We start from the raw sequence: 26746 nt of genomic DNA on the forward strand, positions 1-26746 counted from the left end.
GGCATAATAACCCTCACCACCCAAGCTGCTGAAACCACTATTCAAGCCCTAAAATAAGTCGCTGGCTAATCCCCTCATAAAATCCAAATATAAAAAAGCCTCTATTTCTAGAGGCTTTTTTATTGCTGGGTCACTTAGCCTTGCAACACAAATTCCCAAATCACATAACCCAGTCCAAAACCAAGTAGTGAATATAAGGTAATAATGAAAAATACAAAGCTGGCATTGTTTTTTCTTTTCCAAAAACTCATCGCGACACCCAAAGCTTGTTCGTAATACCCCATGTTAACGAGCTTTTCATAAAAAGTGAAATGTATCTAAGCATTTTATTTATAATAATATTTTCATCAAAAATAAATTCTTTACTTTCAAAAAATCAATATACAGATTCAGACTGATTTTTTAGTACAGATGCCAAATCAGCACTTCCATTTTAAAAAATGGTAAATATATTCATATTCTTTTTTGCTGGCATCCGTGCTAATACATAGAATTGACTTTAATTACATAAGAATAGCTATGAAATACTTTACTTCTTCTCTCGTCGTGTCATTGCTTGCTTTAGGTTCAATGGCGGGTATCTCTCAAACACATGCACAATCCGTTTCTAGCACCCAACAACAAAAACAGGTTCCCGGTTATTATCAACATAACTTCGGGGATTACCAAATTACTGCCCTGCTAGATGGCACCAATTATCTGTCCAAAGCCTTATTTAAAGATATTCCAGCAGCTCAAGCCGACCAGATATTGAAAAAATACTACGTCGATCAAGCTAAAGGCATCCAAACCTCCGTGAATGCCTTTCTGGTCAATACAGCCAAGGAAATGGTTCTGGTCGATAGCGGGACTTCAAGCTGTAATGGTCCACACCTAGGTTCAGTGTATTCCAATTTAAAGGCTTCAGGGCATAAACCTGAACAGGTCAATGCCATCCTGCTCACGCATTTACATCCAGACCATGTATGCGGTATAAGTAATAATAGTGTTGCCAATTTTCCCAATGCCAACATTTATGTGTCTCAAGCTGAACTGGATTTCTGGATAAATCCCACAACGGTAGAAAAATTACCAAAAGCCAAGCAGGCAGGTTTTTTGGGCACAGTCGATAAAATCAAGAAAGCCATTGCACCCTATCAGGCCAAGAATCAGCTCAAAACCTTTAAAACCGGCGATAAAATCCATGCTTTCGATGTTATCAGTTCGGCTGGACATACACCGGGGCATTTTGGTTTTAGCTTAAAATCTAAAGGTCAGCAGATGGTGTTTATTGGAGATATTGTGCACTCACATACGCTGCAGTTTGATCGCCCACAGACCGGCGTTGACTTTGATGTCGATCCGAAAAAGGCGATCGAAACCCGCTTAAAATATTTTGCTGAATATGCGAAAAATGGTCAGACGGTAGCAGCACCACATTTGCCATTTCCGGGGATTGGACATATTTATTCTAAAGACAATAAAAGCTATCAATGGATTCCGGTACATTTTAAAGATTAATTGAATACTTCAATAATTTTATCTAAGCATGAAACCCTAATTTTTTAGGGTTTCATTTATTTTAAATATCCTTCAGCCAGATTCCCTATGACTTGGTAAATTTAAAACTTGAATGACGCTTTGAAATTTAAAAGCAATAGTTTCGTTTATTTTTAAATTTTTTCTTAAAAATCTTTTACTTTTTACGTGCACCTTTAGCATGCTTTTTTAGCACCGCTTTTCTTACGATAAATATAAACACCTAAAAATATAATATAAATCTGAATTTTATGAACTCTCGCCATGTCTTAGTTTGGTGCAAAAAAATAGTAACGTGCTTTATATCGAGTCTTATCAATTTCAAGAAATTCTTCATCAAAATTTCCCTTGCTTAGCCCTCTTCTACAATCAATTTGCCTCTATATACTGATTTTCTTTTGTGATCCCGCGCACTAAATTGGAACGCACCATGCAAAATATAGACTTATTATTTCTTCTTCTCGGTGCAGTTCTAGTGCTTGCCATGCATGCTGGATTTGCTTTTTTAGAGCTTGGAACAGTTCGACATAAAAACCAGGTCAATGCCCTAAGTAAAATTCTAACCGACTTTGCCATCTCCGCCATCGCCTATTTTTTAGTGGGCTACTATATTGCCTACGGTCAGCACTTTTTCCATGATGCTGCAACCTTGTCTGCCGATCATGGCTACAATCTGATGCGCTGTTTTTTCCTGTTGACTTTTGCTGCAGCAATTCCAGCGATTATCTCTGGAGGGATTGCAGAGCGTGCCAAAATGCGTTCACAGGCTTTAGCGACATTATTTCTGGTTGCGCTGATCTATCCGTTTTTTGAGGGTATGATCTGGAATGGCAACCTTGGTTTTCAGGATTGGCTGACCCATGCATTTGGTGCAAGTTTTCATGATTTTGCCGGCTCAGTTGTCGTTCATGCAATGGGCGGCTGGATCGCACTGGCCGCAATAATCCTACTTGGTGCGCGTCATGGCCGTTACAAAAAAGATGGCCGGATCACCGCGCATCCTCCTTCATCAATTCCTTTTTTGGCTTTGGGTTCATGGATTCTGATTGTGGGATGGTTCGGCTTCAATGTCATGAGCGCGCAGCGGCTGGATGCCATTTCTGGACTGGTCGCTATTAACTCTTTGATGGCCATGGTCGGTGGAACAATAGCAGCCAAAGTTGCGGGGAAAGATGACCCGGGCTTCCTGCATAATGGTCCCTTAGCAGGTCTGGTGGCGATTTGTGCAGGATCAGACGTCGTTCATCCCTTGGGTGCTTTTTTTATCGGGATCAGCGCCGGCATTATTTTTGTGAAACTCTTTACCTATACCCAAAATAAACTCAAAGTGGATGATGTATTGGGGGTTTGGCCTTTGCATGGCGTTTGTGGTGCTTTTGGCGGATTAGCTGTGGGTATCTTCGGTCAGCAATGGCTTGGAGGAATGGGAGGAGTGTCTTTAATTTCACAACTCATAGGTACAGTGCTGGCGATTGTCATTGCTTTGGCGGGTGGTTTTTTGGTGTATGGCCTGCTTAAGGTTTTGATGGGTATTCGCCTGACTGAGGAAGAAGAGTTCAATGGTGCAGACTTGTCGATTCATCGTATTTCTGCTAATTCGGAAGAAAATACTTTTTAATAGACATAAAAAAAGCCTCTACGACTAGGGGCTTTTTTTATTTATAAGCAGAGCATCTAGATGAAGTAATTACTTCATACCAAAAATTAATTTTAAGCCAAGTACCGTCATAACTGCGCCTGCTGCGCGGTCAAACAAAGCCTTAAACTTCAAATAAACACGACGTGGCTTTTCCGCAGATAATGCAACTGCGACTAGTGAACACCAGCCTGCATCAATAAAGAAACATAAGACAGGCAAAACAAAATAAAAATACGTTGGAATTTCTTTGGGCAATAACGCGGTAAAAATACTGGCCAGCACAATCGCAATTTTGGGATTGGACAACTGTGTGATTAAACCAGTGGTAAAAGCACGGCGTAAAGACATCTGTTTGCTAATGGTTGTATCCGCTTCGATCGGATCTTTGGCATGTTTAATGATTTTAAACGCCAGCCAAAGTAAATATAAACCACCACAAATTTTTAAGGCCAGGTACGCTGAGGGTACAGCCAGTAAAAATGCCTGCAAACCGAGAACCGCCAGCAGACCAAAAATCGCTGCACCGAGACCAGTACCCAATGCAGTAAATAAACCATGTTTACGTGAAATGGCAATTGAATTTTTTGCCACATAAATAGAAGTTGGCCCGGGACTCATTGCGCCTAACATCAGGGCAAAAGCAATCGAACCTAAAATCCAGAATGATTCCACGAGATAACCTGACTTAAAAATTGAAGGGCTATTTTAAGCAAAAACCTGACAATTTGCTGTAAAAATTTCTGGATTTGTCATGAATTTCAACTATAGCAATTACTTAAGGTTTCAACTGATCCTGAGCACTCAAATGCTTGTCTAGCAGTTGATAATCCTGCTCATATACAGGTACGCCACCAATAATCATGGTACGGGTTTCTGTTTTAGGTTTATTCAACGCATCATCACAGCCCGACAGACTGAGCAGCATGCCGACCCACACAGCACAGGATAATATTTTCATTATTCTACCCTCCTCAGGGTTTCCTCTGTTTAGATTAGCATTGTTGTTTAAATAATCAGCGGAATATTTGTGACAATCTACAACCAATTCCATAGCTTTCAGCGAATAATGGCTTATTGAAAAACTTTGATTTTTAGCACTTCCGCTATAATGCCTCTATCATGAACTTTGCGAACTTTTATGTTTGAAACCATTGCCCAAAATATTCCAGATCAACAGATTAGTTTTCACGATATTACTTTAATAATACGTCGTCTGGATCTGGTGCATCCGCAAATCTCGGGCAACAAGTTTTTTAAACTGAAATACAATTTTCTTGAAGCCAAAAGACAGGGTTATCAACATATTCTGAGTTTTGGAGGCGCCTACTCCAATCATATTGCCGCCACTGCATTTGCCGCACAGCAGTTTGGTTTTCAGAGTGTTGGAGTGATTCGGGGTGAAGAACTGGCTGATCGACCATTGAATCCAACATTAGCCACCGCCCAGCAATTCGGGATGCAGTTGCATTTCGTCAGTCGTGATGAATATCGGCGCAAGCAACGGCCTGAGTATTTGGCCGAACTCGCTCGACACTTTCCTGAACATTATGTGATTCCTGAAGGTGGAACCAATGCTTTAGCGATTCGAGGTTGTCAGGAAATTTTAAAAGAAAATGATGCGAAATTTGATGTCATTTGCTGTGCGGTAGGCACTGGCGGAACGATTACAGGTTTGATTAAGGCTAGTTATACTCATCAAAAGGTCTTAGGATTTTCTGCACTGAAAGGTTCATTTTTAGAAGATGAAATCGCCCAACTGACGAAAAAAACCAACTGGAATATTCTCGATGATTATTGTTGTGGTGGCTATGCCAAAACCAGTGCAGCCTTGATGCAGTTTATCCGGGATTTTGAAGCCGAATTTTCAATTCCACTGGAGCAGATCTACACGGCTAAAATGCTGATGGGGATTTTTGATCTGATCGAGAAAAATTATTTTCCGGCTGGATCAAAACTGTTGGTGATTCATAGTGGTGGTCTGCAAGGCCGTAATATTTCCTTTGATTCTATAACAACTTAAGCTTGAATCGGCTGATTGTTATTTAAGGCAATTAACCCTTTGACCAAGCGGTAGATATGCCAGATAAAGACCAGAAACACAATCAGGAAACCAATCAAGATCACGGTTAATAAACCACCAACGATATAACCCAGCAAACTGATCCAGAAGGTTTTAATTTGCCAGTCGACATGACTTTCCAGCCAGGTACCGCGCATTTCATCACGCTTGATATAATTCATCACAATCGCAATAAATGGGGTAAGGCCAAGAAAGAATCCTAAAATATAAAGAATATATGTAATCAGATTATATTGTTTTAAATCTTCCACACTTGCCATTCGCTTTTCCTTGTTATTATGTTTTTAGTTTGTACAAAAACTATGCATGAGTTTTAGGCAGCTTTCAAATATTTTATGTTTAAAATCCGCTGCAAATCTGCAATCCCTGGACTGATTTTTCTGGAATAGAGAAAGCTGAAATAAAATTGTCTATAATGCTTCCCTTTTCTTCTCCTTGAGTGTGTGATGTCTTCCAAGCAATACGATGTTCTAGTCATAGGTGCCGGTGCCTCAGGTTTAATGACGGCGTATATGGCTGCGCAACGTGGGCGTAAAGTCGTGGTGGTGGAAAAAGCCAATAAGGTTGGCAAAAAAATCCTGATGTCGGGCGGTGGTAAATGTAATTTCACCAATATGGAAGTCGAACCAAGCAATTACATTTCACACAATCCACATTTTGTGATTTCAGCTTTAACGCGTTATACCAACTGGGACTTTATCGGCTTGGTATGTGAATATGGCATTGCCTATGAAGAGCGCAAACATGGGCAGCTATTTACCTTAAATGGTGCAAAAGATATCTTGTCGATGCTGCTGGCAGAATGTGACAAAACTGGGCTGGTTGATATTAAAACCAGCTGCGAAGTGAAAGCAGTGAATCCAGTCGATGATCAAGGCTTTCAGGTGGCGACCTCACTGGGATATTTTGAAGTTGAATCTGTAGTCGTCGCATCCGGTGGTTTATCGATTCCTACGCTTGGCGGTTCAGGCATTGGCTATGAGATTGCAAAACAGTTTGGACATCACGTCTATCCAACCCGTGCCGGACTGGTTCCATTTACCTTCTCTGACGGATTTAAAGAAGTGACCACGCGCTTAAGCGGTAATGCCGTAGAAGCAACTCTCTCGAATGAGCTTAATAGCTTTACCGAAGCGCTATTGTTTACCCATCGCGGTTTGAGTGGGCCAACTTCCCTGCAACTTTCCAACTACTGGAATGTCGGTCAGAGCTTTAAGGTCGATTTCTTACCGAGTGTAGATTTACTGGATTTCTTTAAAACGAAAAAACAAAGTCAGCCCAAAGTCTTGCTGCGTACACTACTGAATGAATATTTACCGAAAAGTGTGGTGGCTGAATTACAAAGTCTGATCTGGACTGAAAGCGCTGAAACTGCCATTGGTAATATCAGCGATGACAAACTGGAACAGATTGCGGCACGTCTGCATGGCTTTGAAGTGAAACCTTCAGGAACTGAAGGCTACCGTACAGCGGAGGTGACTTTGGGTGGTGTAGATACCACTGAAGTATCCTCAAAAACCATGGAAAGTAAAAAGCAGAAAGGCTTGTATTTTATTGGTGAAGTACTGGATGTTACCGGACATTTGGGCGGTTATAATTTCCAATGGGCATGGTCATCGGCACATGCCGCATCGGAATATATTTAATCAACAGATAATCTGGATTGCTACTTAACTCATTCCAGATAGTCTGTTTTAAACAGGTTGAGATTGGCCGTATTTGTTAAACGGTCAATCGCCAGCTGCATTTTTTGAGCTTCTCGCAGACATAGCGGCAAGTTATCTACTGAAGATGCCATGAATTTATGTTGCAATGCTTTCCACATATTGTTGATCTCCTTTTCTTTATATTTTTAATGCAAGAAAAATACCAAAATAATTTTAGTATTCACTTGAATATTCTATATTTTTTAAAAAATAAATTCTATTCCTAATGACTGAGCAGAATTTTATTCTCAGTTAAATTCGTCTGTCTCTGGTATTTTCTTATCCAGCTCTCGCTCAGACTGCTCGTCCTGTTTACTCTTCACAAAAACAAATCGATAGGCAGCGGTAAAAAAGCCAATCGTAATTCCTGCAATGACTAAAGGCGCCAGAACTTTGTTAGGTTTCTTGGTATTCATTCATTTTTCCTTATGACTGAACAAAATCGACCACATGAGCGTGGTCGATTTTGCTTAAAGATAACAGGTTATTTCAGGTCATCTTTTTTCTGAGTAGAACGATCAATATCCACATTCGGCTCTTTTTCTCCAGTTGAACCAAATGGATTATTGACAGGCGGATGAGTCGGATCGACTTTTAGTGAATCCGGTACGGCTTGATCCGCATCCGGATTGACCGGATCAATACCCAATGATTCATCATCCTGTGGTGCAGTAGTAAGGATTGCCGGGGTAGTATGGGATAAATCCGTACCCATAGGCGTACTCTTGTCTGAATCCTGATTTGGCACGATGCCTGCTCCTGGAGTTGAGATTGAGGAATCGCTAGTACCTGTAGCCGTTTGCGAACCGCTAAAGGACTGGCTCATTGAGCTATCGGTAGAACTCATACCCATCGCCGCACCTGTAGTACCTGACATGTCGGCTGCACTTGTACCTGTGGTCTTGCCACCTAATCCAGAAAATATGCTGTTCTCAGCTTGTTCTTTGACTGGATTGGGGTCTTTGGCCTCACGTTTGGCTTTATCGATCAAATCTGTGAGTACACGTTCTGCAGGTTGACGACCACCCAAACCAAATGCCAAGGCAAATGCCACTGCTACAGCACCCAAAGTTAGGCCAAACGCCAGGTTCACGATCGAATCGGCAATACCCATGGCACGCAGACCCATTGCCACAACCAGACCCATGATCAGGACACGAACCAGATTCGCCAACCAACGTGAACTGTTATATTCACCACGTTGTACGATATTCGCAACGATATTTGCCAGCCAGAAACCGATTACCAGAATCACCGCGCCAAGCAGAATGTTGGCACCAAAGTAAATGAACATCGCAATCAGGCCACTGATCTGTTCAAAGCCCAGACGGTTCGCTGCTTCAGACACCGCAAACAACATGGTAAACAGAACAATTAGTGAACCAACTACACTAGACAGTTTAGTCGTACCTAAAAAGCGTTGGATATCCAGTTTGGCAGGAATTTCATCAACACCTGTACCAGCAACTACTTCAACCACCAGACGTGCCACCAGTTTAGACACCACATACGCCAGAATCAGAATCAACGCAGCAGCGATGATATTTGGAATGGCATTCATGATTTCATACAGCATGGCTGTAGCAGGCTGAGAAATAGCTTCAATACCTAATGCTTCAAATGCAATGATCAGTGCCGTAATGATTACCACGGCGAAGATAAATGAACCAATCACCTGAGAAACATTCGAGTTTTTGAAGATGCCTACTTTTTCAGCATGTTGCTGTACGTTCAGACTGTTTAATAGTCCTTCAACAATACCGCGCACAATTTTCGCCAGGATATAACCGACAAAAATGATGACTGCAGCAATGAAGATGTTTGGTAAGTAACTAACAACATCGGTCAGCATATTCTGAACTGGTAACAGCAGACCGTTGAGACCCAGAATAGACAGCACGATTGGCAAGAACAGTAATAAAATTAACCAGTAAGCAATTTCACTGATGTTTTTACTAATCGGACTGACACCGACTTCAGCACTGAGTTTTTCATCGAGTTGCGTTCGGTCTAGCAGTTTTTGTAGCCCTATCTTCACCAGATTGGCCACAATCCAACCTATGAATCCGACTGCAATTGCACCTAGTAACTGCGGGATAAATAACAGGAACTGCTGGATCATATTACTGAATGGACCGCTGACACTGGTAAGATTGAGCACGTTCAGCGCACCAATCACGGCAATAATCAGAATAATCCAGAACACGACGCGGGCAATAATGCTCTCCACATTGGAGTGATGACCTGTCGCCGTATTTAAATGTGTATTGGTGCCCAGTTTCTGCAAGAGCTTTTTAATGCCTGCCGAGACCAGTAACGCAATGATCCAGCCAATTACTAATATGGCAATTGCACTAAGAATGGGATGGAACTGATCCCAATAGTACATGGCATCGAAGCCACCACGCGGGCTTCTCATATAATCATTCATGTTGTTCTACCCTCTTTGTTATTAAGCTATTTATCTGAAATCAGGGGCATCTCCCTGAAACAATCAGCCCCTTCTTTTTCCGGATTCATATTAGATTTGATGTTTTCAGGCTCAAGCCAGGTAGATGGCACTACCTTAAAACATCACCATCCATTGCAAAAAAGCCCCAGTGGTTCACTAGAGCTTTTCAGGTATTTTCAGTTATTGAGTCGCCTGTCCATCAGTCGCAGTTGCTGTTGCTTCTGTGCCATCACCCACGGTTGCTGTAGCTTCCGTTCCATCATTCATGGTGGCGGTGCCTTGTGTAGGCTCACCGACTGGAGTTGAATTATTTGGGGTAGCAGGCTGTACATTCGGATTTGGATGTCCTGCAGGAGCATCATTCGCATCTGGATTCATGTCAGCAAACATATAGAACAGTAGTGCGAGTAAAAAAATACCGACCAAAATCAAGATATAAACAGGGATACGCTTTTTCTGCGTCACGTCTGCCTGATGATTTAAAGGTGGTTTTTTATTGAAATCATCGACCATAACCATCCTCACTCTTTGTTATTCATAAGTAGATTTTTAGAATAACAAGCTGTGAATAGGGCTTCTGTGACAAAACATGGTGAGATGGTGACGGGATGTAAGTTACTAATCCATCAGAATTCTCTGCTAGATGCTACTTTAAAATAGCCGTTTGGCTGGGCTATGCTGCATGTCGACTGGGGTTTGGTGTTCATCTTTCAACTGCACCCCTGAGAGCTGTAACTCACAGGATTTACGCATCAATGCCACCAGTCGCTGGATGGCAATTGGATAGGCCAAGCCCGCAGGACGGACATTGGAAATACAGTTACGCAAGGCATCATGACAGCCCTTAAAAGCATTATAAGTGTAGTAAATTCCCATACTGTCCGGTGAGCTCAAACCTGGCCGTTCGCCAATCAGCATGACCAGCATTTTTGCCTGTAAAATTTCTGCCACTTCATCGCCTAGTGCCACACGACTGCCACGGGCAATCATTAAGGGGGCAATCTGCCAACCTTGTTCTTTGTATGCCTCCAGCAACGCTGGAATAAAATGCAAGCTGTTTTCCTCAATGGCACGTGCCGACAGCCCATCTCCTACAATGATGACCACATCCCAATGTTGCTGATGTTCGGCCCGGTATTGCCGCAACATCATTTTGGATTGTTCTGAAAGCACACGCCCAAGATCGGGACGTTTAAGATAAAGGTCCTTTTCCACAGCCTGACTTTCAATATCCAGAATGGGTAGTCCTGTTTTACTCAAACCAGCTTTTAAAGATTCAACATCAAGTGGCTTCAGTACCGCATCTTTGGCTTGCGCATGTGCCAACTGAAATTCCTGACTTGGTCGAGTCGGCAAGCTGCCCCCAGTTCGACCTAAGGCAATCCGTGCATCAGTAAAGGCTTTTAACTTCTGCCAGGGATTATCCTGCAATTGAGACTCAAATTTCACATCAGCAATTAGTTTCATAGCACTTCTTCAAGACAAGATCAGACGTGAAAATTGCTTCGGCAATTCGGTCGGCCAGTGCAACTGATTAGACTGTTGCGCCAAAATTCCCTGCTGCTCCAGCCAGTGGTCAAATTCAGGAGCTGGTTTCAGTCCTAATAACTGTCGAATATAAACAGCATCATGAAAGGATGTCGTCTGATAGTTCAGCATCACATCATCTGAACCGGGAATCCCCATGATAAAATTCAATCCGGCATTGGCAAGCAAGGTCAGCAGTATATCCATATCATCCTGATCGGCATAGGCATGATTGGTGTAGCAAATATCACAGCCCATTGGCACACCGAGCAGCTTGCCACAGAAATGATCTTCCAGCCCGGCCCGGATAATCTGCTTGCCGTTATACAGATATTCTGGCCCGATAAAGCCGACTACAGTATTGACCAGCAAGGGATTAAACTTACGCGCCACGGCGTAGGCACGCGCTTCCAAAGTCTGCTGGTCCACGCCATGATGCCCATTGCTAGACAAGGCACTGCCCTGTCCGGTTTCAAAATACATGACATTTTGGCCCACGGTGCCGCGTTGCAGGCTTAGAGCGGCTTCATAACCTTCCTGTAACAGCGCCAGATTGATGCCGAAACCGGTATTGGCTTTTTCGGTTCCCGCAATAGACTGAAACATTAAATCAATCGGAACATTTTTATTGGCGAGCTGAATGCCGGAAGTGATATGGGTCAAAACACAAGATTGAGTCGGAATATCATATTCCTGAATAACGTGATCGAGTAGTTTGAGCAGCTCAGTCAAATTCTGCAGATTATCTGTAGCTGGGTTGATTCCGATGACTGCATCACCATTGCCGTACATCAGCCCATCCAGAATAGATGCAGAAATTCCCATCAAATCATCAGTCGGATGGTTCGGCTGCAAACGTGTCGACAGATGACCTTCCAGACCAATGGTATTTCTAAAACGTGTGATTACACGACATTTTTTTGCCACCAGAATCAGATCCTGATTGCGCATAATTTTGCTCACTGCTGCGACCATTTCCGGAATCAAGCCCATTTTTAAAGCAGCAAGTTTTTCTGTGGTGGCATCTGCACTCAGCAGCCAGTTACGAAAATCCCCCACAGTAAAATGCGAGATCGGATAAAAAGCATCGGCATCATGTTCATCCATAATCAGGCGGGTGATTTCATCCGCCTCATAAGGAATCACAGCTTCATGCAAAAACTGCTGTAACGGTACTTCTGCCAGACACATTTGTGCAGCGACACGCTCGGTTGCATCCACGGCCGCAATCCCTGCCAGCTGATCACCAGAACGTTCAGGCGTAGCCTTGGCCAATAAGGTTTTTAAATCCTCAAAGACATAATGCTGACTGGCCACATTGATCTGATACAGCATAAGCGTATTCTCCCTGCAAGATGGTTTATTTCAATTCCTTTTCTGCTGCCTCGATACGGACAAATTCTTCTTCCGGTGTACCGGCCACCAGATGATGACGGCTATACAGTAGGAAATAGAGAATCAGTGCCACGTAAATAGCGGCTGCCATTAACCAGACTTTTGGATCGACCAGAAAGCCTGCAACCACTGCAATCGCAGCAAGTACCAGCGCAATGGACGCAGTCACAATACCGCCCGGTGCTTTATACGGACGTGCCAGATTTGGTCGAGACAGTTTAAGCTTGATGTAGGACATCATCATCAAGACATAGGAAATCGTAGCACCAAAGACCGCCATCAGAATCAGCAAATCACCTTCACCCGAAAGGGATAACAGGAAGCCAATAATCCCTGGAATAATGATGGCCAAATAAGGTGCATGATTGCTGTTGGTTAAGGACAATTTTTTCGGTAAATAACCGGCACGTGAGAGCGCAAAAATTTGACGGGAATAGGCATAGATAATCGAGAAGAAACTGGCAATCAGACCAGCGAGACCGACAAAATTCACGAAACTTGCCATCCAGGTATTGGCACCATAGACCGCCACCAAGGCATCCACCAGCAGTGCACCGGAATTTTTCAGCGTATCTGCACCTGCTGCGCCAGGACCGAGTAACAAAATACTTAGCGCAAAGAATGCCAGAATCAGCATGGAACCAATCAGGCCACGCGGCAAGGATTTAGCTGGCTCTTTGGCCTCCTCTGCTGCCAGCGGGACACCTTCAACTGCCAGAAAAAACCAGATCGCATAAGGCACTGCTGCCTAGATGCCCAGATAGCCCAATGGCAGGAAACTGCTTGCACCCGCCGCTTCCGTACTGACCGCAATATCAAACAGGTTTGCACTATTAAAATGAGGCAACATGCCAAAGATGAACACCATCAAGGCTACCGCAGCAATTGCGGTAATCACAAACATGATTTTGAGTGCCTCACCGGCACCTTTCAGATGCAAGCCCATAAACACCAGATAGCTCACCAGATAAATGATCCAGCCGCCAATACCAAACAGGGCTTCGCAATAGGCACCAATGAAACAGGCAATTGCTGCCGGTGCGATAGCATATTCAATCAGGATGGCACTTCCGGTCAGATAGCCGCCAAAGGGACCAAAAGCAGTCCAGGCAAAACTGTAACCCCCACCCGCAGTCGGCAGCATGGTTGACATTTCGGACATGGCCAGGCACATACACAGATACATAAATGCCACCACAATGGTCGCAATAAACATGCCTCCCCAACCCGCCTGTGCCAGACCGAAATTCCAACCAGCGAAGTCGCCGGAAATCACGTAAGCTACTCCCAGACCGACGAGAAGCAGCCAGCCTACAGCACCTTTCTTGAACTGGCGCAAGGCAAAATAATCTTCTTGTACTGCTGTTTCAGTCACACTGGCATCAATCACACTTTTTGACTCTGACATAGCAACCTCGTTGTTTTTATCGTTGTTCCCTGAAGATATGCATAAGCCATAGCAGTTCCGCAGGCTTTAGTGAAGACAGTTGAGACGCTGCCTTTCAGCGATGAAATGCGTTATAATCATCCACCTTCTCATTTATACACCCGAGTTATATGGCGTATCGTCAACAAAGTGTATCGCTTGATCTTGATACTGACGTCACACATCAATGCATGCTGCACTACAGCCGCGATCAGCATCTGATTGGAATTATTGAATTTAGTAAGCCAAGCTTCCTGCTTCGCTGGCAGGATCTGGAATATTTCCGTCGTCGTACCGAAGAATTTTCCGTGATGCCTTTTCCGGACTGTATCAATGCGATGATTATCGATATTCGAGATGTAACGGCATGGCTGGATAATGAAGTGCCGATTATTCCATGGCGCTTACTGGAAGAAGACTGTCCAGTGCGCCTGGTGGTGCCTGCAGACCGTATTGAGCACTATGCCGGATTTTTTGAACCGACCTGGCTCAGTCCCGATGTCGAAACCGCCATTCAGGAAATCCGTGAATCAATGGATATGTTTGTGCATTAAGCTTGAATCGAAAAAACCTCCACAATGGGCAATGCTGTTTACTTAAGCATTTGAATCATTTTGGAATTCATTAGAGAATCCGATGTCAGGTTTGGCATCGGATTTTTTTATGGTATTTCAGCAGGATATTTTAGATCTTAACAATCTGTTTAAGCTCTCGAATCTGAGTACTTTTATTCACAATATCCCCGTTGAGTGGGTCAAGTCCACACTCAGGTTGAGCAGTCCCGCGACTATTCGCAGGCGGTGCTTGCCTGCGGATCAAGTACTTTGGCTGGTTCTTGGAATGGCGATTTTCCGTGATGTCCTCATCCATGAAGCAGCAAGAAGACTCAATATTTGCACTCAGTGGTTAGCCTCTTATGACTTGCTGACGCGCATTAGTCTAACCAATACACGTAAAACATCTTGGTGCAGATTCTGTGGAGTGGCTATTTCACCAGACCGATCAGCACTGGGGACAAGAGCATTATCCGGCTGGGCTGTCGGAACTTAGACAGGGATAGGTAGTTTGTTTTAGAGAGGCCTACAAGGCTTCGGAGAGTCAAAATGTTAAAAAACCGTTATCCCTTAGATCACAATGCCGCTCCTGTTAAAGGAACCGCATTGCCTTCAAGCAGGGGGTTTTGCTCATAAATCCTTCAGCCTTACCAGTAATTCTCGACTGCAATATTGCCTTCACCACGGCGGTTCATGGTCAGGCCACGGGCTTTTAAAGCTTCTTTGGTATCATCGACCATATCCGGGTTACCACAAAGCATGACATGCGTCGTTTCCGGATTAAACGCGATACCTGCTGCCTTTTCCAGCTCACCATTGGCAATCAAAATCGGTAAACGGTCGTGCAAAGGTGCATCAGGCTCACGGGTAATAATCGGGATAAACTTAAAACCGGTATGTCCTTCACCAAAGGTCTCGGCGATTTCCTGAATCCGGTCTACATAAGCGAGTTCTGCCCGGGTGCGCACACTATAAACCAGATTGATTTTTTCGTATTTTCTCCAGGTTTCAAAGTCTTGCAACATACAAATAAACGGTGCCAGCCCCGTGCCGGTACCCAGTAACCACAAGTCTTTAGGCAAAGGCAATTGATAACGTGCCAGAGTCAGATAACCATAAGGAATTTTTTCCAGATGCAGCACATCCCCGACTTTGAGGTGCTGTAAATTGGAAGTAAATTTACCTTCTGGAACGACAATCGAGAAAAACTCCAGAGTTTCATCAAAAGGAGATGACACTACCGAATAGGCACGAACCACCAGTTCATCCCCCACTTGTAAACCAATACGCGCAAACTGCCCTGCCGTAAATTTGAAATGTGCCGGGCGTGTCATCGTAAAACTAAATAATGTATTGGTCCAACGGTGTACAGATAAAACTTTTTCTCGGGTAAATTTTTCAATTGACATGATTTCAACGTGGCATGAAAGACTATGCTCATGGTAGCATGGCAACATAATTTATTAATATTTTTTTAAATGTTAAGGCTCTACTCATGCGCATGACTTTACGCCAATTGGCTGTTTTTGTAGCAGTGGCACAAGAGGGTACCGTAACGAAGGCTAGCGATGCCGTCAAGCTTACACAAAGTGCGGCTAGTATGGCTTTAGCAGATCTGGAAGATGGTCTGGGTGCTCCACTATTTGACCGTCTAGGCAAACGTTTACAGCTGAATGACCTGGGGCGCTTTCTTCTCCCTCAAGCCCTGGAAATTTTAGGTCGTTGTGAATCTTTTGAACAAGTCGCTAAAGGTGAGCTTCAAAGTATCGATTTACGTTTAGGTGCAACCCTGACGATTTCAGATTACCTGATTCCTGACCTAATGGCCGATTTCTTGAAAATCAAGCCGCAAGCACATTTACAGCTTCAAGTCGGTAATACCCGTCAAATGATTGAAGCGGTGAATCAGTTCCAGCTGGATCTTGCCTTAATTGAAGGTTCATGTCATTTGCCACAGCTCCAATGTATCCATTGGCGTGATGATGAGCTGGCTGTGTGCTGTGCGCCAGACCACCCTCTTGCGCAATTGAACCGTGAACTAACCGCTGAAGATTTCAAATCTGTAGAATGGATTTTGCGTGAAGAAGGTTCAGGTACCCGTGAGGTGTTTGACAATGCCATCTTGAAAGATGTACCAGATGCCAATATCCGTCTAACACTCGGTCATAATGAAGCGATTTTAAAAATTGTAGCGGGCGGAATTGGTATGTCCTGCATTTCCAAACTTGCGATTGAGCCTTTACGTGAAAAAGGTCAACTGGTAATTCTGGATACACCATTCTGGTCGCTGACTCGTCCGCTGTTCATGCTGGTACATCGCCAGAAATATCAGGGTCCAGGTCTGAGAGCCTTTATGAATTTTTGTGAAAGCTAAAATATTAGAAGCACCTTCAGGTGCTTTTTTTAGGATTCATCAAAACTGACTTTCACATGGTATCCCATCACCGTCACCATCCATTTTAGTATTTGGACAGTTACGAATGAAAAATAATGCTTCCTCATAAGAACCCATCTGACTACAGTGTTCTCGACCATCGCATTTAAATTGAGATACAGATGGCGAAGTCGTTTCTGAAGTTTTCGAATTAACTGGGTTACTTTGGCTTCTTAACTCAGTGCCTTGATTTTCCAGGTTCTTCCTGCCCTGCTCAGATAATCCTTGCATAGGTAGATCACCTTGCGCTGCTCGCTGTTCAGCGACAATTCGTTGCTGCTCTACCATCAGTCCTTCCAGCTTTTGCTGTTTTTGAACTTGGTAGCTTTGGTATTTGTTATAAACAAGAACAGCAAGAATCACCATAATCACCAGTCCTGATATTGTGATTATTTTTGATGTAGTTGATGATTTTTTCTTTTCATAACGTAGAGAAGCTCTGGTTTCAGTATCTCCATGTAGATCATTGTTTTGTGTAACAGGAACTTCTTGCTTAATATCCAAGCGAATAATATGGTTTGCCTTAAACTTTCCATTATCTTCCACAATCAAAAACTTTAATTTTTCCCCCATTTTTGGCGGAATATTTTTATTGGGAAGGTCTTTGACATGGAAAAATAAATCTTTGGATTGCCCTTCGATCTGAATAAAACCAAAACCACGATCTTCGTTATAGGTTTTGATTTTCCCCTCTTGAAACATAATTCGCTCTTATCTTTAATATTTTTTATGATTGTAATCAAAAAGAGACTGAAAATCTTTTGTAAAATTCTCTAAAGTAGAAACATAAAAACTAGAAGTGCATCTTATGGCGGAAGAATAGATCCCTAGTTAAAAGTAAAAAAATAAAATTTCTGTTTTTATTTATACTTCGCCAAAAATCATAAAACCAACAGCTGATGCCAATGCCAGCCATAGGGTCGGACTAAAGAAAAGTGAATTACGTACAGGAACACCGACTGTGGGTGCCAAGGATTGCAAGGCGACGACTTCTGGCACAAATTCATCCTGCACTTTAATATCCAGACGTACCATGTTGTCTAATTTCATGCTGCCTTGTTGGGGAATGATTCTAAATTTAAGCCGCTCTCCAATTTGTGGTTCAATTTCAGGCGAAGGTAAATCCTGTAACTCGAAACTTAAATCTTGAGCTTCTCCTATCAACTCCAAAGTACCCATACCACGTTCGGAATCGTAAGTTTTAATTTTTCCATCCGTAAACATGACACTTTTCTCTATAGAATTCATTTAATTTGTATTCTAAGCCAACGGAAATGTTCAGCATTGTTGCTGTTTGGTGGATTTTTTATGTGCTGTCTGTCTCTTTGAATATCTAAACGGTGGCACTATAAAAAAGAGGCTCGAAAGCCTCTTTTTAAATGTGACTAAACACGATTTAAGTATGAAGATTATCCATTAACCACGGAAGTTATTTAACAATGCCGATGTAATTGATTTATTGTGTGTCGCCACTTTGGTTTTTTTAGCTTTCTTTGAGTTGTCTTCGACACGTTCAATCTTAATCGCTTTGTACTTATCGCCATTTTCAACAACATTAAATTTTACGCGTTCATTACGTTTTGGCTCGCCTTCTGCCGCAGGGAAGTCTGAAATATGGAAGAATACATCTCCCTCAGCGCAGCCAATAAAACCGAAACCTTTGGCAGGGTCATACTGTTTGATTTTGCCCTGATACAATTCATCTTTCATGCTATTGTCCTATCCTGAAAATGCCCTGTCTACATTATATAAAAAAGAGGCTGTAGTAGCCCCTTTTTTCATCATATTCAAAAATTAGTCTTTTTGAACTGAACCAAAGATTTTATCGCCAGCATCGCCAAGACCTGGAACGATATAACCATTTTCATTTAAGCCATTATCGATAGAAGCCGTAAAAATCACGACATCCGGATGCGTAGCTTCTACGCGCTTAATGCCTTCTGGTGCAGCAACCAGAACCATCACACGAATGTCTTTACAGCCGCTGACTTTCAGTACATCAATTGCAGCCACTAAAGAAGAACCTGTCGCCAACATTGGATCAATGATCATCGCGATACGGTTTTGTACATCTGGAACCAGTTTTTTATAATAGGTACGTGCTTCCAGAGTTTCTTCATCACGCTCTAAACCAAGTACCGATACTTTTGCACTTGGAATCAGGTTCAGGAAACCGTCAAGCATTCCAATACCGGCACGTAAAATTGGCACAACCGTGATTTTTTTACCCGCGATACGGTCAACTGTAACAGCACCATTCCAGCCATCAATGTCATGTTCAACCATTGGCAGGTCTTTAGTTGCTTCATAAGTTAGAAGCATGGTCACTTCTTGAGCTAACTCACGGAAATTCTTGGTACTGATATCTGCACGACGGAGTAAACCAAGCTTATGTCGAATGAGTGGATGACGGATTTCATGGATTGCCACGGGAGAACACCTAAAAGGTTAAAGATAAATTTCCGCTATTATAAAGGCTTTTATTGATTTGTATAAATAAAAAAGCCCCCAATCATGGAGGCTTTTTTGTAATAACGTCAATCTTTGCAGATATTAGTTAAAACCACTTTGAACCAAAGTGAAAATGAACTGTTGCAATTCAGGTGACATGGCAAAGAATGCATATTTAGATACTGCAATCATCGGATCTGGGTAGACACCAATCACAAGTACCGCAAGCGCAGCAAGAAGTACCATGATACCACCGACTTTTTGACCCCAATGATTCACCGCATCTAGACGTGGTGTTTCAGGTGGTGTCATGTAAAGCACAACCATCACACGTAGGTAGTAGTACAGACCGATACCAGAACCCAGGATGACCATGGCAGTCAGGAACCAGGCTTCGCCTGCAACTGCAGTTTTAATCACCAGGAACTTACCGATAAAGCCGGCAGTTAAAGGAATACCTGCAAGAGACAGCATCATCACTGTCAATACAGCAGTCAATACTGGACGGCGCCAGAACAGACCACGGTATTCAGCCAGACTACCCGCTTCATCCGTATTGTTATACGGACTAGACATTAGCGTAACAACACCGAACGCACCGATCGTGGTTAATACATAAGTAATCACGTAGACGTTTACACTTTCAAAAGTCGCGAAACCTTGAACTTGTAAGAAATCCGTATTACGTGAACTGACGATGGCAACCAGCAAATAACCGAAGTGTGCAATTGAAGAGTATGCCAGGATACGTTTCAAGTTCACTTGGCGAACCGCCAGCAGGTTACCTGCAAGGATAGACAGAACTGCAATGATTGAAATGATCGTTACGAAGCTGTCTGCCAGGATTAAACCTGAAGACAAAGCATAACGAACAAACAGACCAATCATGGCTACTTTCGCAACAGTCGCAAGGAAAGTCGCGACTGGGGCTGGGGCACCAGCGTATACATCTGGTGTCCATTTGTGGAATGGTGCCAGCGATAATTTAAATGCTACTGCAAATACAATTAAAGCCAGACCAATCACGACAGCCGGTTGACTGAATACGGTAAACAGTTTGCCTGGTTCAGCAACGAAACTTAAAGTACCTGTATATGCATAAATATATGCCATACCCATTAACAGCATTGCAGACGCAGTTGCTGAAAGCACTAGATATTTCACACCCGCTTCAAGCGATTGAGAACGTTGATGTGTATATGCCAACAAGCCATATACAGGAATCGACATCAACTCAAGGCTGATAAAGAATGATGCATAGTGTGAGCTAGCCACCATTAGCATGGCACCCGCAACGGATGTCAGCATCAGGATATATAACTCTTCACGGTTATCTTTATAGGTTTCGATATACGCGTGAGATAGCGTTGCACATGCAAGTGCAGCAATCAGGATCACAAACTGGTACAGCATCGTAAATGGATCTACGATGAACAGATTCATCACGTTGGCAGGTGCAAACACGCCTGCCAACAAAACGAAAATGATATAGAACGCAGCAAGGTTTAAACCAATCACCGTGGTAGTAGCCACCAGGTTATGGTTACGCTTAATTGCGGTCAGCAACATCACGACGATCGCAGTTAACGACACGATCATCACAGGTGCTAGAGGCATAAGCTCAGAAAAAGACATTGTGAAGTTCATGGCTTATTGGATCTCCACATTTTCAAGTTGAGTCGTTACTTGATCAGCAACTTCAACCACTTCTTGAACTGGAATGTAGCTATTCGCTAACCACGCCATGCTTGAGTTAGAAACGTCAAGGAAGCTTTGTGGATATAGACCAAGCCAAAGTAGACCAAACGCACAGATCAACAATAATGCGATTTCACGTGCATTTAGATCTTTTAATGGATTTGTATAGTGCTGCTGTTGTGCTTCATTTGGTACACCAAACAGGGCTTTGTGAATCAGGATCAAACCGTACAAACCCGCAAATACCAAGCTGATTGCCGCAAGAATGGTAAACGCCGGGAATTGCGCATAAGCACCCATCAGGATCAGGAACTCACCAATGAAGTTACCTAGACCTGGAATACCAACCAACGCCGCAACGAAGAACATCAGGAAGAATGCAAGATACGGGAATTGACCACGCATACCACCCATCAAACGCATATCACGCGTATGCACACGCTCATATACCTGACCACACATAATGAACAGTGCAGCAGATGAAATACCATGTGCCAACATCATGATCATCAGACCTTGGAAGGTCAGGATGTTACCTGCGTAGATCGCAAGTAAAACGAAGCCCATGTGTGAAATAGAGGTATAAGCCAACAGGCGTTTCATGTCGGTTTGCTGGAAAGCACACCAAGCACCGTAGAAAATACCGATTAAACCAAGAATGATTGCGAAGTCTGCAAACTGTGCAGACGCTGCCGGGAAGAACGGAATCACGAAACGTAATAAACCGTACGCCGCAGTCTTAATCAAGATACCTGCAAGATCGACAGAACCCGCTGTTGGTGCTTGCGCATGCGCATCTGGTAACCAGCCGTGTAATGGGAAAACTGGAAGTTTTACCGCAAAACCGATGAATAAACAGATCATGAATGCATAAGCCACCGCTGGCGCCTGAGCGTCAAGCGTATTCGCCACACCTAATAGATAGTTGTAGTCGAAACGGATTTCGCCAGTCATGGTATAGCCCACAGTCACCAGACCAAGGATACCAATCAGCATCACCAAACCGGCAACCTGCGTGTAAATGAAGAACTTGTTAGCTGCATAAACACGTGACTTGCCCTCTGCCCCTTTATGACCCCAAAGGGCAATCAGGAAGTAGATCGGCACCAGCATCATCTCCCAGAAGAAGAAGAACAGGAATAAGTCAATCGCCAGAAACACACCGATGACACCACCTAAAGACCATAAAAGGTTCAAGTGGAAGAAACCAACGTTCTTTTGAATCTCGCCCCATGAACAGCCTACTGCCAATACACCCAGGAGTGCAGTCAAGCCAACCATAAGAAGTGATAAACCATCCACTGCCAAGTGAATGTTAATGCCCAGGGTTTGAATCCAAGGCAATTTGAATTCGGCAGCCCACGAAGGTGTAGCACCGCCTAATTCATAGTTGTAAGTACCAGTCTGCCAAAGGACGATGGTCAAGACCAAGGTCACCAGCATACCGATCAGCGCGATATAACGCGGCAAGTGTTGGTCGAGTTTATCGACCAACCAGCATATGAAACCTGCAATGAACGGAATGAGGATCAGAGCCGGCAAAATAATATTGTTTGGAGCTTCCATTTTATTTCCCCACGACCTGAATCACGATCAAGATCATCAGTAGGACAACGACACCGAGCCCCATACTAGATGCATATTCACGCAGTGAACCGGTTTGACGTGAACTTGTAAAGCTGTGACCACCTTTAACAAGTGCAGGAAGTACCAGCCATAGGCCATCAATAGGATCACGACCAAAGATCTTCGCGAACATTAAATATGGCTTCACGAAAATGAGGTCATACAGCGTATCGAAACCTAATGCATTACGGCAGATATTGACCAAGCCAGCCCCTACAGAAGTGGCTGCAAAACGTTTGACTGCATTGTAAGCAAAAGCAAACAGCACGACACCCACTGCAAGACCTGTCAAAGCAACAGCAATTGCGATGTATTCAGCACCATGTGCACCTGCTTCAAGCGCTTCAGGAATAATGAAGGCTGGAATTTGTGCAGCATCCAGAATACTCATTACCGGTGCTTTTAGTACGATCGCCAGACCTGTTGAAAGTACAGCAAGAATCGCCAGTGGCGCCCAGTAAGTTGCACCTTTGATTTCATGATAAGGCGTGTTTTCTTTGCCGAAGAATACAACCCAAATTAAGCGGAATGTATAAATAGACGTTAAGAATGCACCTGCAACACCGACCCAGTACAGCGTGTTATACACTGGTAAACCAGCAATATGACTTTGCGTCCAGACTGCAGCAAGAATCGCATCTTTTGAGAAGAAACCAATCGTCAGGAATGGAATCGCTGCCAATGCACCGCCACCAATCGCGAAACATGCAAACAGGAATTTGTTCTTGTAGAACAGACCGCCCATCTTGAAGATGTTTTGTTCGTGATGATAAGCCAGAATCACTGCACCAGACGACAAGAACAAGAGTGCCTTGAAGAATGCGTGAGTCAGCATATGGAACAGACCTGCCTGATATGCTTCAGCACCCACCGCCATAAACATATAACCCAACTGACTCATAGTTGAGTAAGCCAGAATACGTTTGATATCGGTTTGAACCAGTGCAGCAAAACCAGCAACCAGTAAGGTCACCGCACCTGTGATCGAAATAAATACCATCACTTCTGGTGCAAGTTCAAAGACTGCGAACAGACGGCAGCACAGGTAAACACCTGCGGTTACCATCGTTGCAGCATGGATCAATGCAGAAACAGGTGTTGGACCTGCCATCGCATCGGCTAACCATGTTTGTAACGGGATCTGTGCAGATTTACCCGCCGCACCCAAGAACAAGAGCAATGCTGTCCAGATGGTCAGAGATGAACTTTGTGTCATTACAGTCGCTGCATTTTCAACGATGTACTGAATGTTCAAGGTACCGAATTGCTGGAAGATCAGGAACATGGCAATCAGCAAAAATACGTCACCGATACGGGTCACAGTAAATGCCTTGATTGCCGCCAGACCGTTTGCAGGGTTCTGGTAGTAATAACCGATCAACAGGTATGAACACAGACCTACGCCTTCCCAACCCAAGAATAACAACGCCAGGTTGTCACCCAATACCAGCAATAACATGCTGGCAACGAACAGGTTGAAGTAAGAGAAGAAACGTGCAAAGTCTTCTTCACCGCGCATATACCATGATGCAAAGATGTGAATTAAGAAACCCACACCAGTGACCATACCCAGCATCAATAAAGACAAGCCATCCAGCTGCAAGCTGATGCCCGGAGCAAAACTGCCAACACTGAACCAAGTCCAAAGATGTTGTACTACTGCAGTTGAACCATTATTCACAAAGTCCATACCTGCAATCAGTGCGAACAGTGCAGATAAACCGACTGCACCCACACCAATCATCGCTGCAACAGATTCCGGAAGCTTGTTGCGCCCCGCCGCTAACAGGACAAAACCAATGAGCGGAAATAAAATTGTTAGATATAAATAACTCATCCGCGCATCTCACTAGCAGCATCCACATCCAGGTGATGGAAGCGATGATAGAACTGAAGGACGATCGCAAGACCAATACAAGCCTCTGCCGCAGCAAGCGTCAGGATCAGGATAAACATGATCTGACCATCTGGCTGTGCCCATGCACTGCCCGCCAGGACGAACGCTAAAGCAGCAGCGTTCATCATGATTTCAAGGCTCATTAAAATAAATAGTAGGTTGCGTCGCACCATTACACCGTAAAAACCCAGTGCAAAGAGAATAGATGCAACGATCAAACCATGCTCTAAAGGGATGTTGCCCATTATTCTGTTTCCTCTTCTGCATCTGGTTCACGTTTACCCAAATGGAATGCAGCTACCAAGGCAGCAAGCAATAACATCGCGGCAACTTCAACCAACAACAAGTATTGCGTAAAGAGTGCTTGACCCACTGCTTTCGGGCCCACCATTTCTGTACCCATTACCAGTGAAGCTTGTGTGTAATCAGAGTTTAATACCCATACCAGCACCAAACCGATCAGGAAGCTCATCAACGCCGGATAAGCCCAAGCCGATGAAGTCAACCATTTACGTTCTTGTTCAACGGTCTGCTCACCCAGGTTCAGCATCATTACCACGAACACGAACAACACCATGATCGCGCCCGCATAAACGATCACTTCCAGCGCACCAGCGAATGGCGCACCGACGATCAGGAACATGCCTGCGACTGCAAGCAATGACACGATCAGGCTTAATAAAGCATGTACCGGATTCGCGTTAGTCACCACGCGAACCGTAGAGACAATGGCCACGAGGGCCATTAAATAAAATGGCCACATCATGGTAATAGACTCCGTACATCAACAGGTGCACTTTCACGCTGTGCTTGACCTTTGTCCTTGCCTGCAACTGCCATACCGGTGACACGGTAGAAGTTATAGTCAGGATATTTACCAGGACCAGAAATCAGCAGGTGTTCTTTTTCATAGACCAAGTCCTGACGAACATATTCGCCAAGCTCGAAGTCCGGGGTCATCTGAATCGCAGTGGTTGGACACGCTTCTTCACACATACCGCAGAAAATACAACGCGAGAAGTTGATACGGAAAAATTCCGGATACCAGCGACCATCTTCACGTTCTGCTTTTTGTAGTGAAATACAGCCTACCGGACAGGCAACCGCACACAGGTTACATGCCACACAGCGTTCTTCGCCATCAGGGTCGCGCGTCAATACGATACGACCACGGAAGCGTGGTGGCACGATTTCTTCGGCCGGCACTTCCGGATATAAAATGGTGTCACGTTTACGTGTTGCGTGGCTGAACACCATCCACAACGAACGAACGATTGACCCGAATCCAGCTAGAAATTTAAACATTTTGTTCTCCCTGCTGTCTTAGGCCTGATTCATCAGAATCACAGCACCAGTTACCAAAAGGTTAACCAACGCCAATGGCAAGCAAATTTTCCAACCAAAGTTCATCACCTGGTCATAACGTGGACGCATTAATGAACCACGCGCCAGTACAAACATCATTACAAAGAATGCTGTTTTGATAATGAACCAGAATGCTGCTGGAAGGAACGGAATATCAAGGTTGAATGGCGCAAGCCAGCCACCGAAGAATAACGTCACGATCAATGCAGAGATCAGTACCACGTTGACGTATTCCGCAACGAAGAACATCCCCCACTTCATACCGCCGTATTCAACATGGTAACCTTCTGCCAGTTCCTGTTCTGCTTCTGGTTGGTCAAATGGGTGACGATGCGTTACCGCCACACCTGCAACCACGAAGATCAAGAAACCTAGGAACTGAGGAATCACAAACCAGACATCTTTTTGCGCTTCAACGATTTCACGCATGTTGAATGAACCGGCAATTGCCACCACACCCATCAACGAGATACCCAAGAACACTTCATACGAAATGGTTTGAGCTGCAGAACGTAAACCGCCCAGTAAGGCATATTTGTTGTTTGATGACCAGCCACCGAACAGGACTGCATAAACTGCAATACCCGCCATTGCCATAAAGAACAACAGGCCGATGTTCATGTCTGCTACACCTAAATAAGGTGATACAGGAATAACCATGAACGATAGCACCGCAGTTGCCATCGCAACTGCTGGCGCCATACGGAACGTCAATTTGTCAGCAAATTTTGGTGTCCAGTCTTCCTTGAACATGATTTTCAGCATGTCGGCAACAATCTGGAACATACCGCCCGGACCAACACGGTTCGGACCGTAACGGTCTTGCCACAAGCCGAGTAAACGACGTTCAATAAAAGACATCAACGCAGCGATCAGTACTACAACCAGCAAGATCACAATCGCTTGAATGACTGAATAGGCAATTGGCCAGTTTTCAGCCCACAGCGGCGTTTGACGGATTAATTCTTGTTCCATGAA

At 43.9% G+C, this 26746-nt stretch carries 28 protein-coding genes and 2 pseudogenes; 7 read left to right on the forward strand and 23 right to left on the reverse strand.

Annotated features, from left to right (window positions below):
• Nucleotides 1-134: 134 nt before the first annotated feature.
• Complete coding sequence (locus FTV08_RS01630) at nt 135-251, reverse strand: hypothetical protein (RefSeq protein WP_086044934.1); 117 nt, start codon at nt 249-251, stop codon at nt 135-137.
• A 268-nt stretch (nt 252-519) separates the two neighbouring features.
• Here FTV08_RS01630 and FTV08_RS01635 point away from each other — a divergent pair, with 268 nt between their 5' ends.
• Together FTV08_RS01635 and FTV08_RS01640 are read left to right on the forward strand one after the other, a co-directional pair.
• Nucleotides 520-1500: an MBL fold metallo-hydrolase gene (locus tag FTV08_RS01635; RefSeq protein WP_005263573.1), complete on the forward strand. Its 981-nt coding sequence runs from the start codon at nt 520-522 to the stop codon at nt 1498-1500.
• 448 nt (nt 1501-1948) lie between these two features.
• Complete coding sequence (locus tag FTV08_RS01640; RefSeq protein WP_180086367.1) at nt 1949-3136, forward strand: ammonium transporter; 1188 nt, start codon at nt 1949-1951, stop codon at nt 3134-3136.
• Nucleotides 3137-3205: 69 nt separating this feature from the next.
• Here the strand turns inward: FTV08_RS01640 and FTV08_RS01645 are convergent, their stop codons facing one another.
• Together FTV08_RS01645 and FTV08_RS01650 are read right to left on the reverse strand one after the other, a co-directional pair.
• Nucleotides 3206-3829 carry a LysE family translocator gene (locus FTV08_RS01645; protein WP_004280739.1) on the reverse strand — a complete coding sequence of 208 codons (624 nt, stop codon included), beginning with the start codon at nt 3827-3829 and terminating at the stop codon, nt 3206-3208.
• A gap of 103 nt (nt 3830-3932) precedes the next feature.
• Nucleotides 3933-4115 (reverse strand): NF038215 family lipoprotein, encoded by a 183-nt coding sequence (locus FTV08_RS01650; RefSeq protein WP_005104073.1) that lies wholly within the window; start codon nt 4113-4115, stop codon nt 3933-3935.
• A gap of 180 nt (nt 4116-4295) precedes the next feature.
• Between FTV08_RS01650 and FTV08_RS01655 the strand changes: the two genes are divergently transcribed.
• Nucleotides 4296-5177: a 1-aminocyclopropane-1-carboxylate deaminase/D-cysteine desulfhydrase gene (locus FTV08_RS01655; RefSeq protein ID WP_180086369.1), complete on the forward strand. Its 882-nt coding sequence runs from the start codon at nt 4296-4298 to the stop codon at nt 5175-5177.
• Here the strand turns inward: FTV08_RS01655 and FTV08_RS01660 are convergent.
• A complete protein-coding gene (locus tag FTV08_RS01660; RefSeq protein ID WP_004280743.1) occupies nt 5174-5497 on the reverse strand; it encodes a DUF4870 domain-containing protein in 324 nt (107 codons plus the stop codon). The two genes, FTV08_RS01655 and FTV08_RS01660, sit on opposite strands and share 4 nt — an antisense overlap.
• Nucleotides 5498-5683: 186 nt before the next feature.
• Here FTV08_RS01660 and FTV08_RS01665 point away from each other — a divergent pair, with 186 nt between their 5' ends.
• A complete protein-coding gene (locus FTV08_RS01665) occupies nt 5684-6883 on the forward strand; it encodes an NAD(P)/FAD-dependent oxidoreductase (RefSeq protein WP_180086371.1) in 1200 nt (399 codons plus the stop codon).
• A gap of 29 nt (nt 6884-6912) precedes the next feature.
• Here the strand turns inward: FTV08_RS01665 and FTV08_RS01670 are convergent, their stop codons facing one another.
• From FTV08_RS01670 to eat, 7 genes and pseudogenes are all read right to left on the reverse strand, one after another.
• Entirely contained in the window at nt 6913-7062 is a 150-nt protein-coding gene (locus FTV08_RS01670; protein ID WP_005106222.1) for a hypothetical protein, read from the reverse strand.
• 129 nt (nt 7063-7191) lie between these two features.
• The gene (locus FTV08_RS01675; protein ID WP_180086373.1) at nt 7192-7359 is read right to left on the reverse strand and encodes a hypothetical protein; all 168 of its coding nucleotides are present in this window, start codon (nt 7357-7359) and stop codon (nt 7192-7194) included.
• Nucleotides 7360-7427: 68 nt separating this feature from the next.
• On the reverse strand, nt 7428-9374 hold the full coding sequence (locus FTV08_RS01680; protein WP_180086375.1) for a mechanosensitive ion channel: 1947 nt from the start codon (nt 9372-9374) through the stop codon (nt 7428-7430).
• 201 nt (nt 9375-9575) lie between these two features.
• A complete protein-coding gene (locus FTV08_RS01685; protein ID WP_005106219.1) occupies nt 9576-9908 on the reverse strand; it encodes a hypothetical protein in 333 nt (110 codons plus the stop codon).
• A 138-nt stretch (nt 9909-10046) separates the two neighbouring features.
• The gene (gene eutC / locus FTV08_RS01690) at nt 10047-10862 is read right to left on the reverse strand and encodes an ethanolamine ammonia-lyase subunit EutC (RefSeq protein ID WP_180086377.1); all 816 of its coding nucleotides are present in this window, start codon (nt 10860-10862) and stop codon (nt 10047-10049) included.
• Nucleotides 10863-10871: 9 nt separating this feature from the next.
• Entirely contained in the window at nt 10872-12257 is a 1386-nt protein-coding gene (locus FTV08_RS01695) for an ethanolamine ammonia-lyase subunit EutB (protein ID WP_180086379.1), read from the reverse strand.
• A gap of 25 nt (nt 12258-12282) precedes the next feature.
• Nucleotides 12283-13725 (reverse strand): annotated as a pseudogene (gene eat, locus FTV08_RS01700) (ethanolamine permease).
• Nucleotides 13726-13874: 149 nt separating this feature from the next.
• On the opposite strand from eat, the gene FTV08_RS01705 reads away from it, so the two are divergent.
• Nucleotides 13875-14297, forward strand: a complete 423-nt coding sequence (locus FTV08_RS01705; RefSeq protein WP_180086381.1) for a hypothetical protein — start codon at nt 13875-13877, stop codon at nt 14295-14297.
• Between the two features lie 109 nt (nt 14298-14406).
• Nucleotides 14407-14770 (forward strand): annotated as a pseudogene (locus tag FTV08_RS01710) (transposase domain-containing protein); the annotation flags it as partial.
• A gap of 174 nt (nt 14771-14944) precedes the next feature.
• On the opposite strand, the gene FTV08_RS01715 reads toward FTV08_RS01710, so the two are convergent.
• Nucleotides 14945-15706 (reverse strand): ferredoxin--NADP reductase, encoded by a 762-nt coding sequence (locus tag FTV08_RS01715; protein WP_004732056.1) that lies wholly within the window; start codon nt 15704-15706, stop codon nt 14945-14947.
• Nucleotides 15707-15792: 86 nt separating this feature from the next.
• Here FTV08_RS01715 and gigC point away from each other — a divergent pair, with 86 nt between their 5' ends.
• The gene (gene gigC, locus FTV08_RS01720; protein ID WP_004280761.1) at nt 15793-16671 is read left to right on the forward strand and encodes a LysR family transcriptional regulator GigC; all 879 of its coding nucleotides are present in this window, start codon (nt 15793-15795) and stop codon (nt 16669-16671) included.
• A 39-nt stretch (nt 16672-16710) separates the two neighbouring features.
• On the opposite strand, the gene FTV08_RS01725 is transcribed toward gigC, so the two are convergent.
• The 11 genes from FTV08_RS01725 to nuoH form a co-directional block, all read right to left on the reverse strand.
• On the reverse strand, nt 16711-17433 hold the full coding sequence (locus FTV08_RS01725) for a cold shock domain-containing protein (protein ID WP_180086385.1): 723 nt from the start codon (nt 17431-17433) through the stop codon (nt 16711-16713).
• Nucleotides 17434-17595: 162 nt separating this feature from the next.
• The gene (locus tag FTV08_RS01730; protein ID WP_180086387.1) at nt 17596-17955 is read right to left on the reverse strand and encodes a hypothetical protein; all 360 of its coding nucleotides are present in this window, start codon (nt 17953-17955) and stop codon (nt 17596-17598) included.
• A gap of 192 nt (nt 17956-18147) precedes the next feature.
• On the reverse strand, nt 18148-18441 hold the full coding sequence (locus tag FTV08_RS01735) for a cold shock domain-containing protein (RefSeq protein WP_004732065.1): 294 nt from the start codon (nt 18439-18441) through the stop codon (nt 18148-18150).
• Between the two features lie 84 nt (nt 18442-18525).
• Nucleotides 18526-19161 carry a uracil phosphoribosyltransferase gene (gene upp, locus FTV08_RS01740; protein WP_180086389.1) on the reverse strand — a complete coding sequence of 212 codons (636 nt, stop codon included), beginning with the start codon at nt 19159-19161 and terminating at the stop codon, nt 18526-18528.
• A gap of 123 nt (nt 19162-19284) precedes the next feature.
• Nucleotides 19285-20829, reverse strand: a complete 1545-nt coding sequence (gene nuoN, locus FTV08_RS01745; protein WP_180086391.1) for an NADH-quinone oxidoreductase subunit NuoN — start codon at nt 20827-20829, stop codon at nt 19285-19287.
• A gap of 3 nt (nt 20830-20832) precedes the next feature.
• On the reverse strand, nt 20833-22446 hold the full coding sequence (gene nuoM, locus FTV08_RS01750) for an NADH-quinone oxidoreductase subunit M (protein WP_180086393.1): 1614 nt from the start codon (nt 22444-22446) through the stop codon (nt 20833-20835).
• A gap of 1 nt (nt 22447) precedes the next feature.
• Nucleotides 22448-24343 carry an NADH-quinone oxidoreductase subunit L gene (nuoL, locus tag FTV08_RS01755; protein ID WP_180086395.1) on the reverse strand — a complete coding sequence of 632 codons (1896 nt, stop codon included), beginning with the start codon at nt 24341-24343 and terminating at the stop codon, nt 22448-22450.
• Nucleotides 24340-24648 carry an NADH-quinone oxidoreductase subunit NuoK gene (nuoK, locus tag FTV08_RS01760; RefSeq protein WP_004280769.1) on the reverse strand — a complete coding sequence of 103 codons (309 nt, stop codon included), beginning with the start codon at nt 24646-24648 and terminating at the stop codon, nt 24340-24342. Before nuoK ends, nuoL begins: the two co-directional genes overlap by 4 nt.
• Nucleotides 24648-25166 (reverse strand): NADH-quinone oxidoreductase subunit J, encoded by a 519-nt coding sequence (nuoJ, locus tag FTV08_RS01765; RefSeq protein WP_171248511.1) that lies wholly within the window; start codon nt 25164-25166, stop codon nt 24648-24650. Before nuoJ ends, nuoK begins: the two co-directional genes overlap by 1 nt.
• Complete coding sequence (gene nuoI / locus FTV08_RS01770; RefSeq protein WP_004280771.1) at nt 25166-25708, reverse strand: NADH-quinone oxidoreductase subunit NuoI; 543 nt, start codon at nt 25706-25708, stop codon at nt 25166-25168. Before nuoI ends, nuoJ begins: the two co-directional genes overlap by 1 nt.
• An 18-nt stretch (nt 25709-25726) precedes the next feature.
• Entirely contained in the window at nt 25727-26743 is a 1017-nt protein-coding gene (gene nuoH / locus FTV08_RS01775) for an NADH-quinone oxidoreductase subunit NuoH (protein ID WP_004280772.1), read from the reverse strand.
• Between the last annotated feature and the right edge of the window lie 3 nt (nt 26744-26746).

The sequence above is a fragment of the Acinetobacter sp. YH12226 genome, from assembly GCF_013417805.1.
Classification (GTDB): Bacteria; Pseudomonadota; Gammaproteobacteria; order Pseudomonadales; family Moraxellaceae; genus Acinetobacter.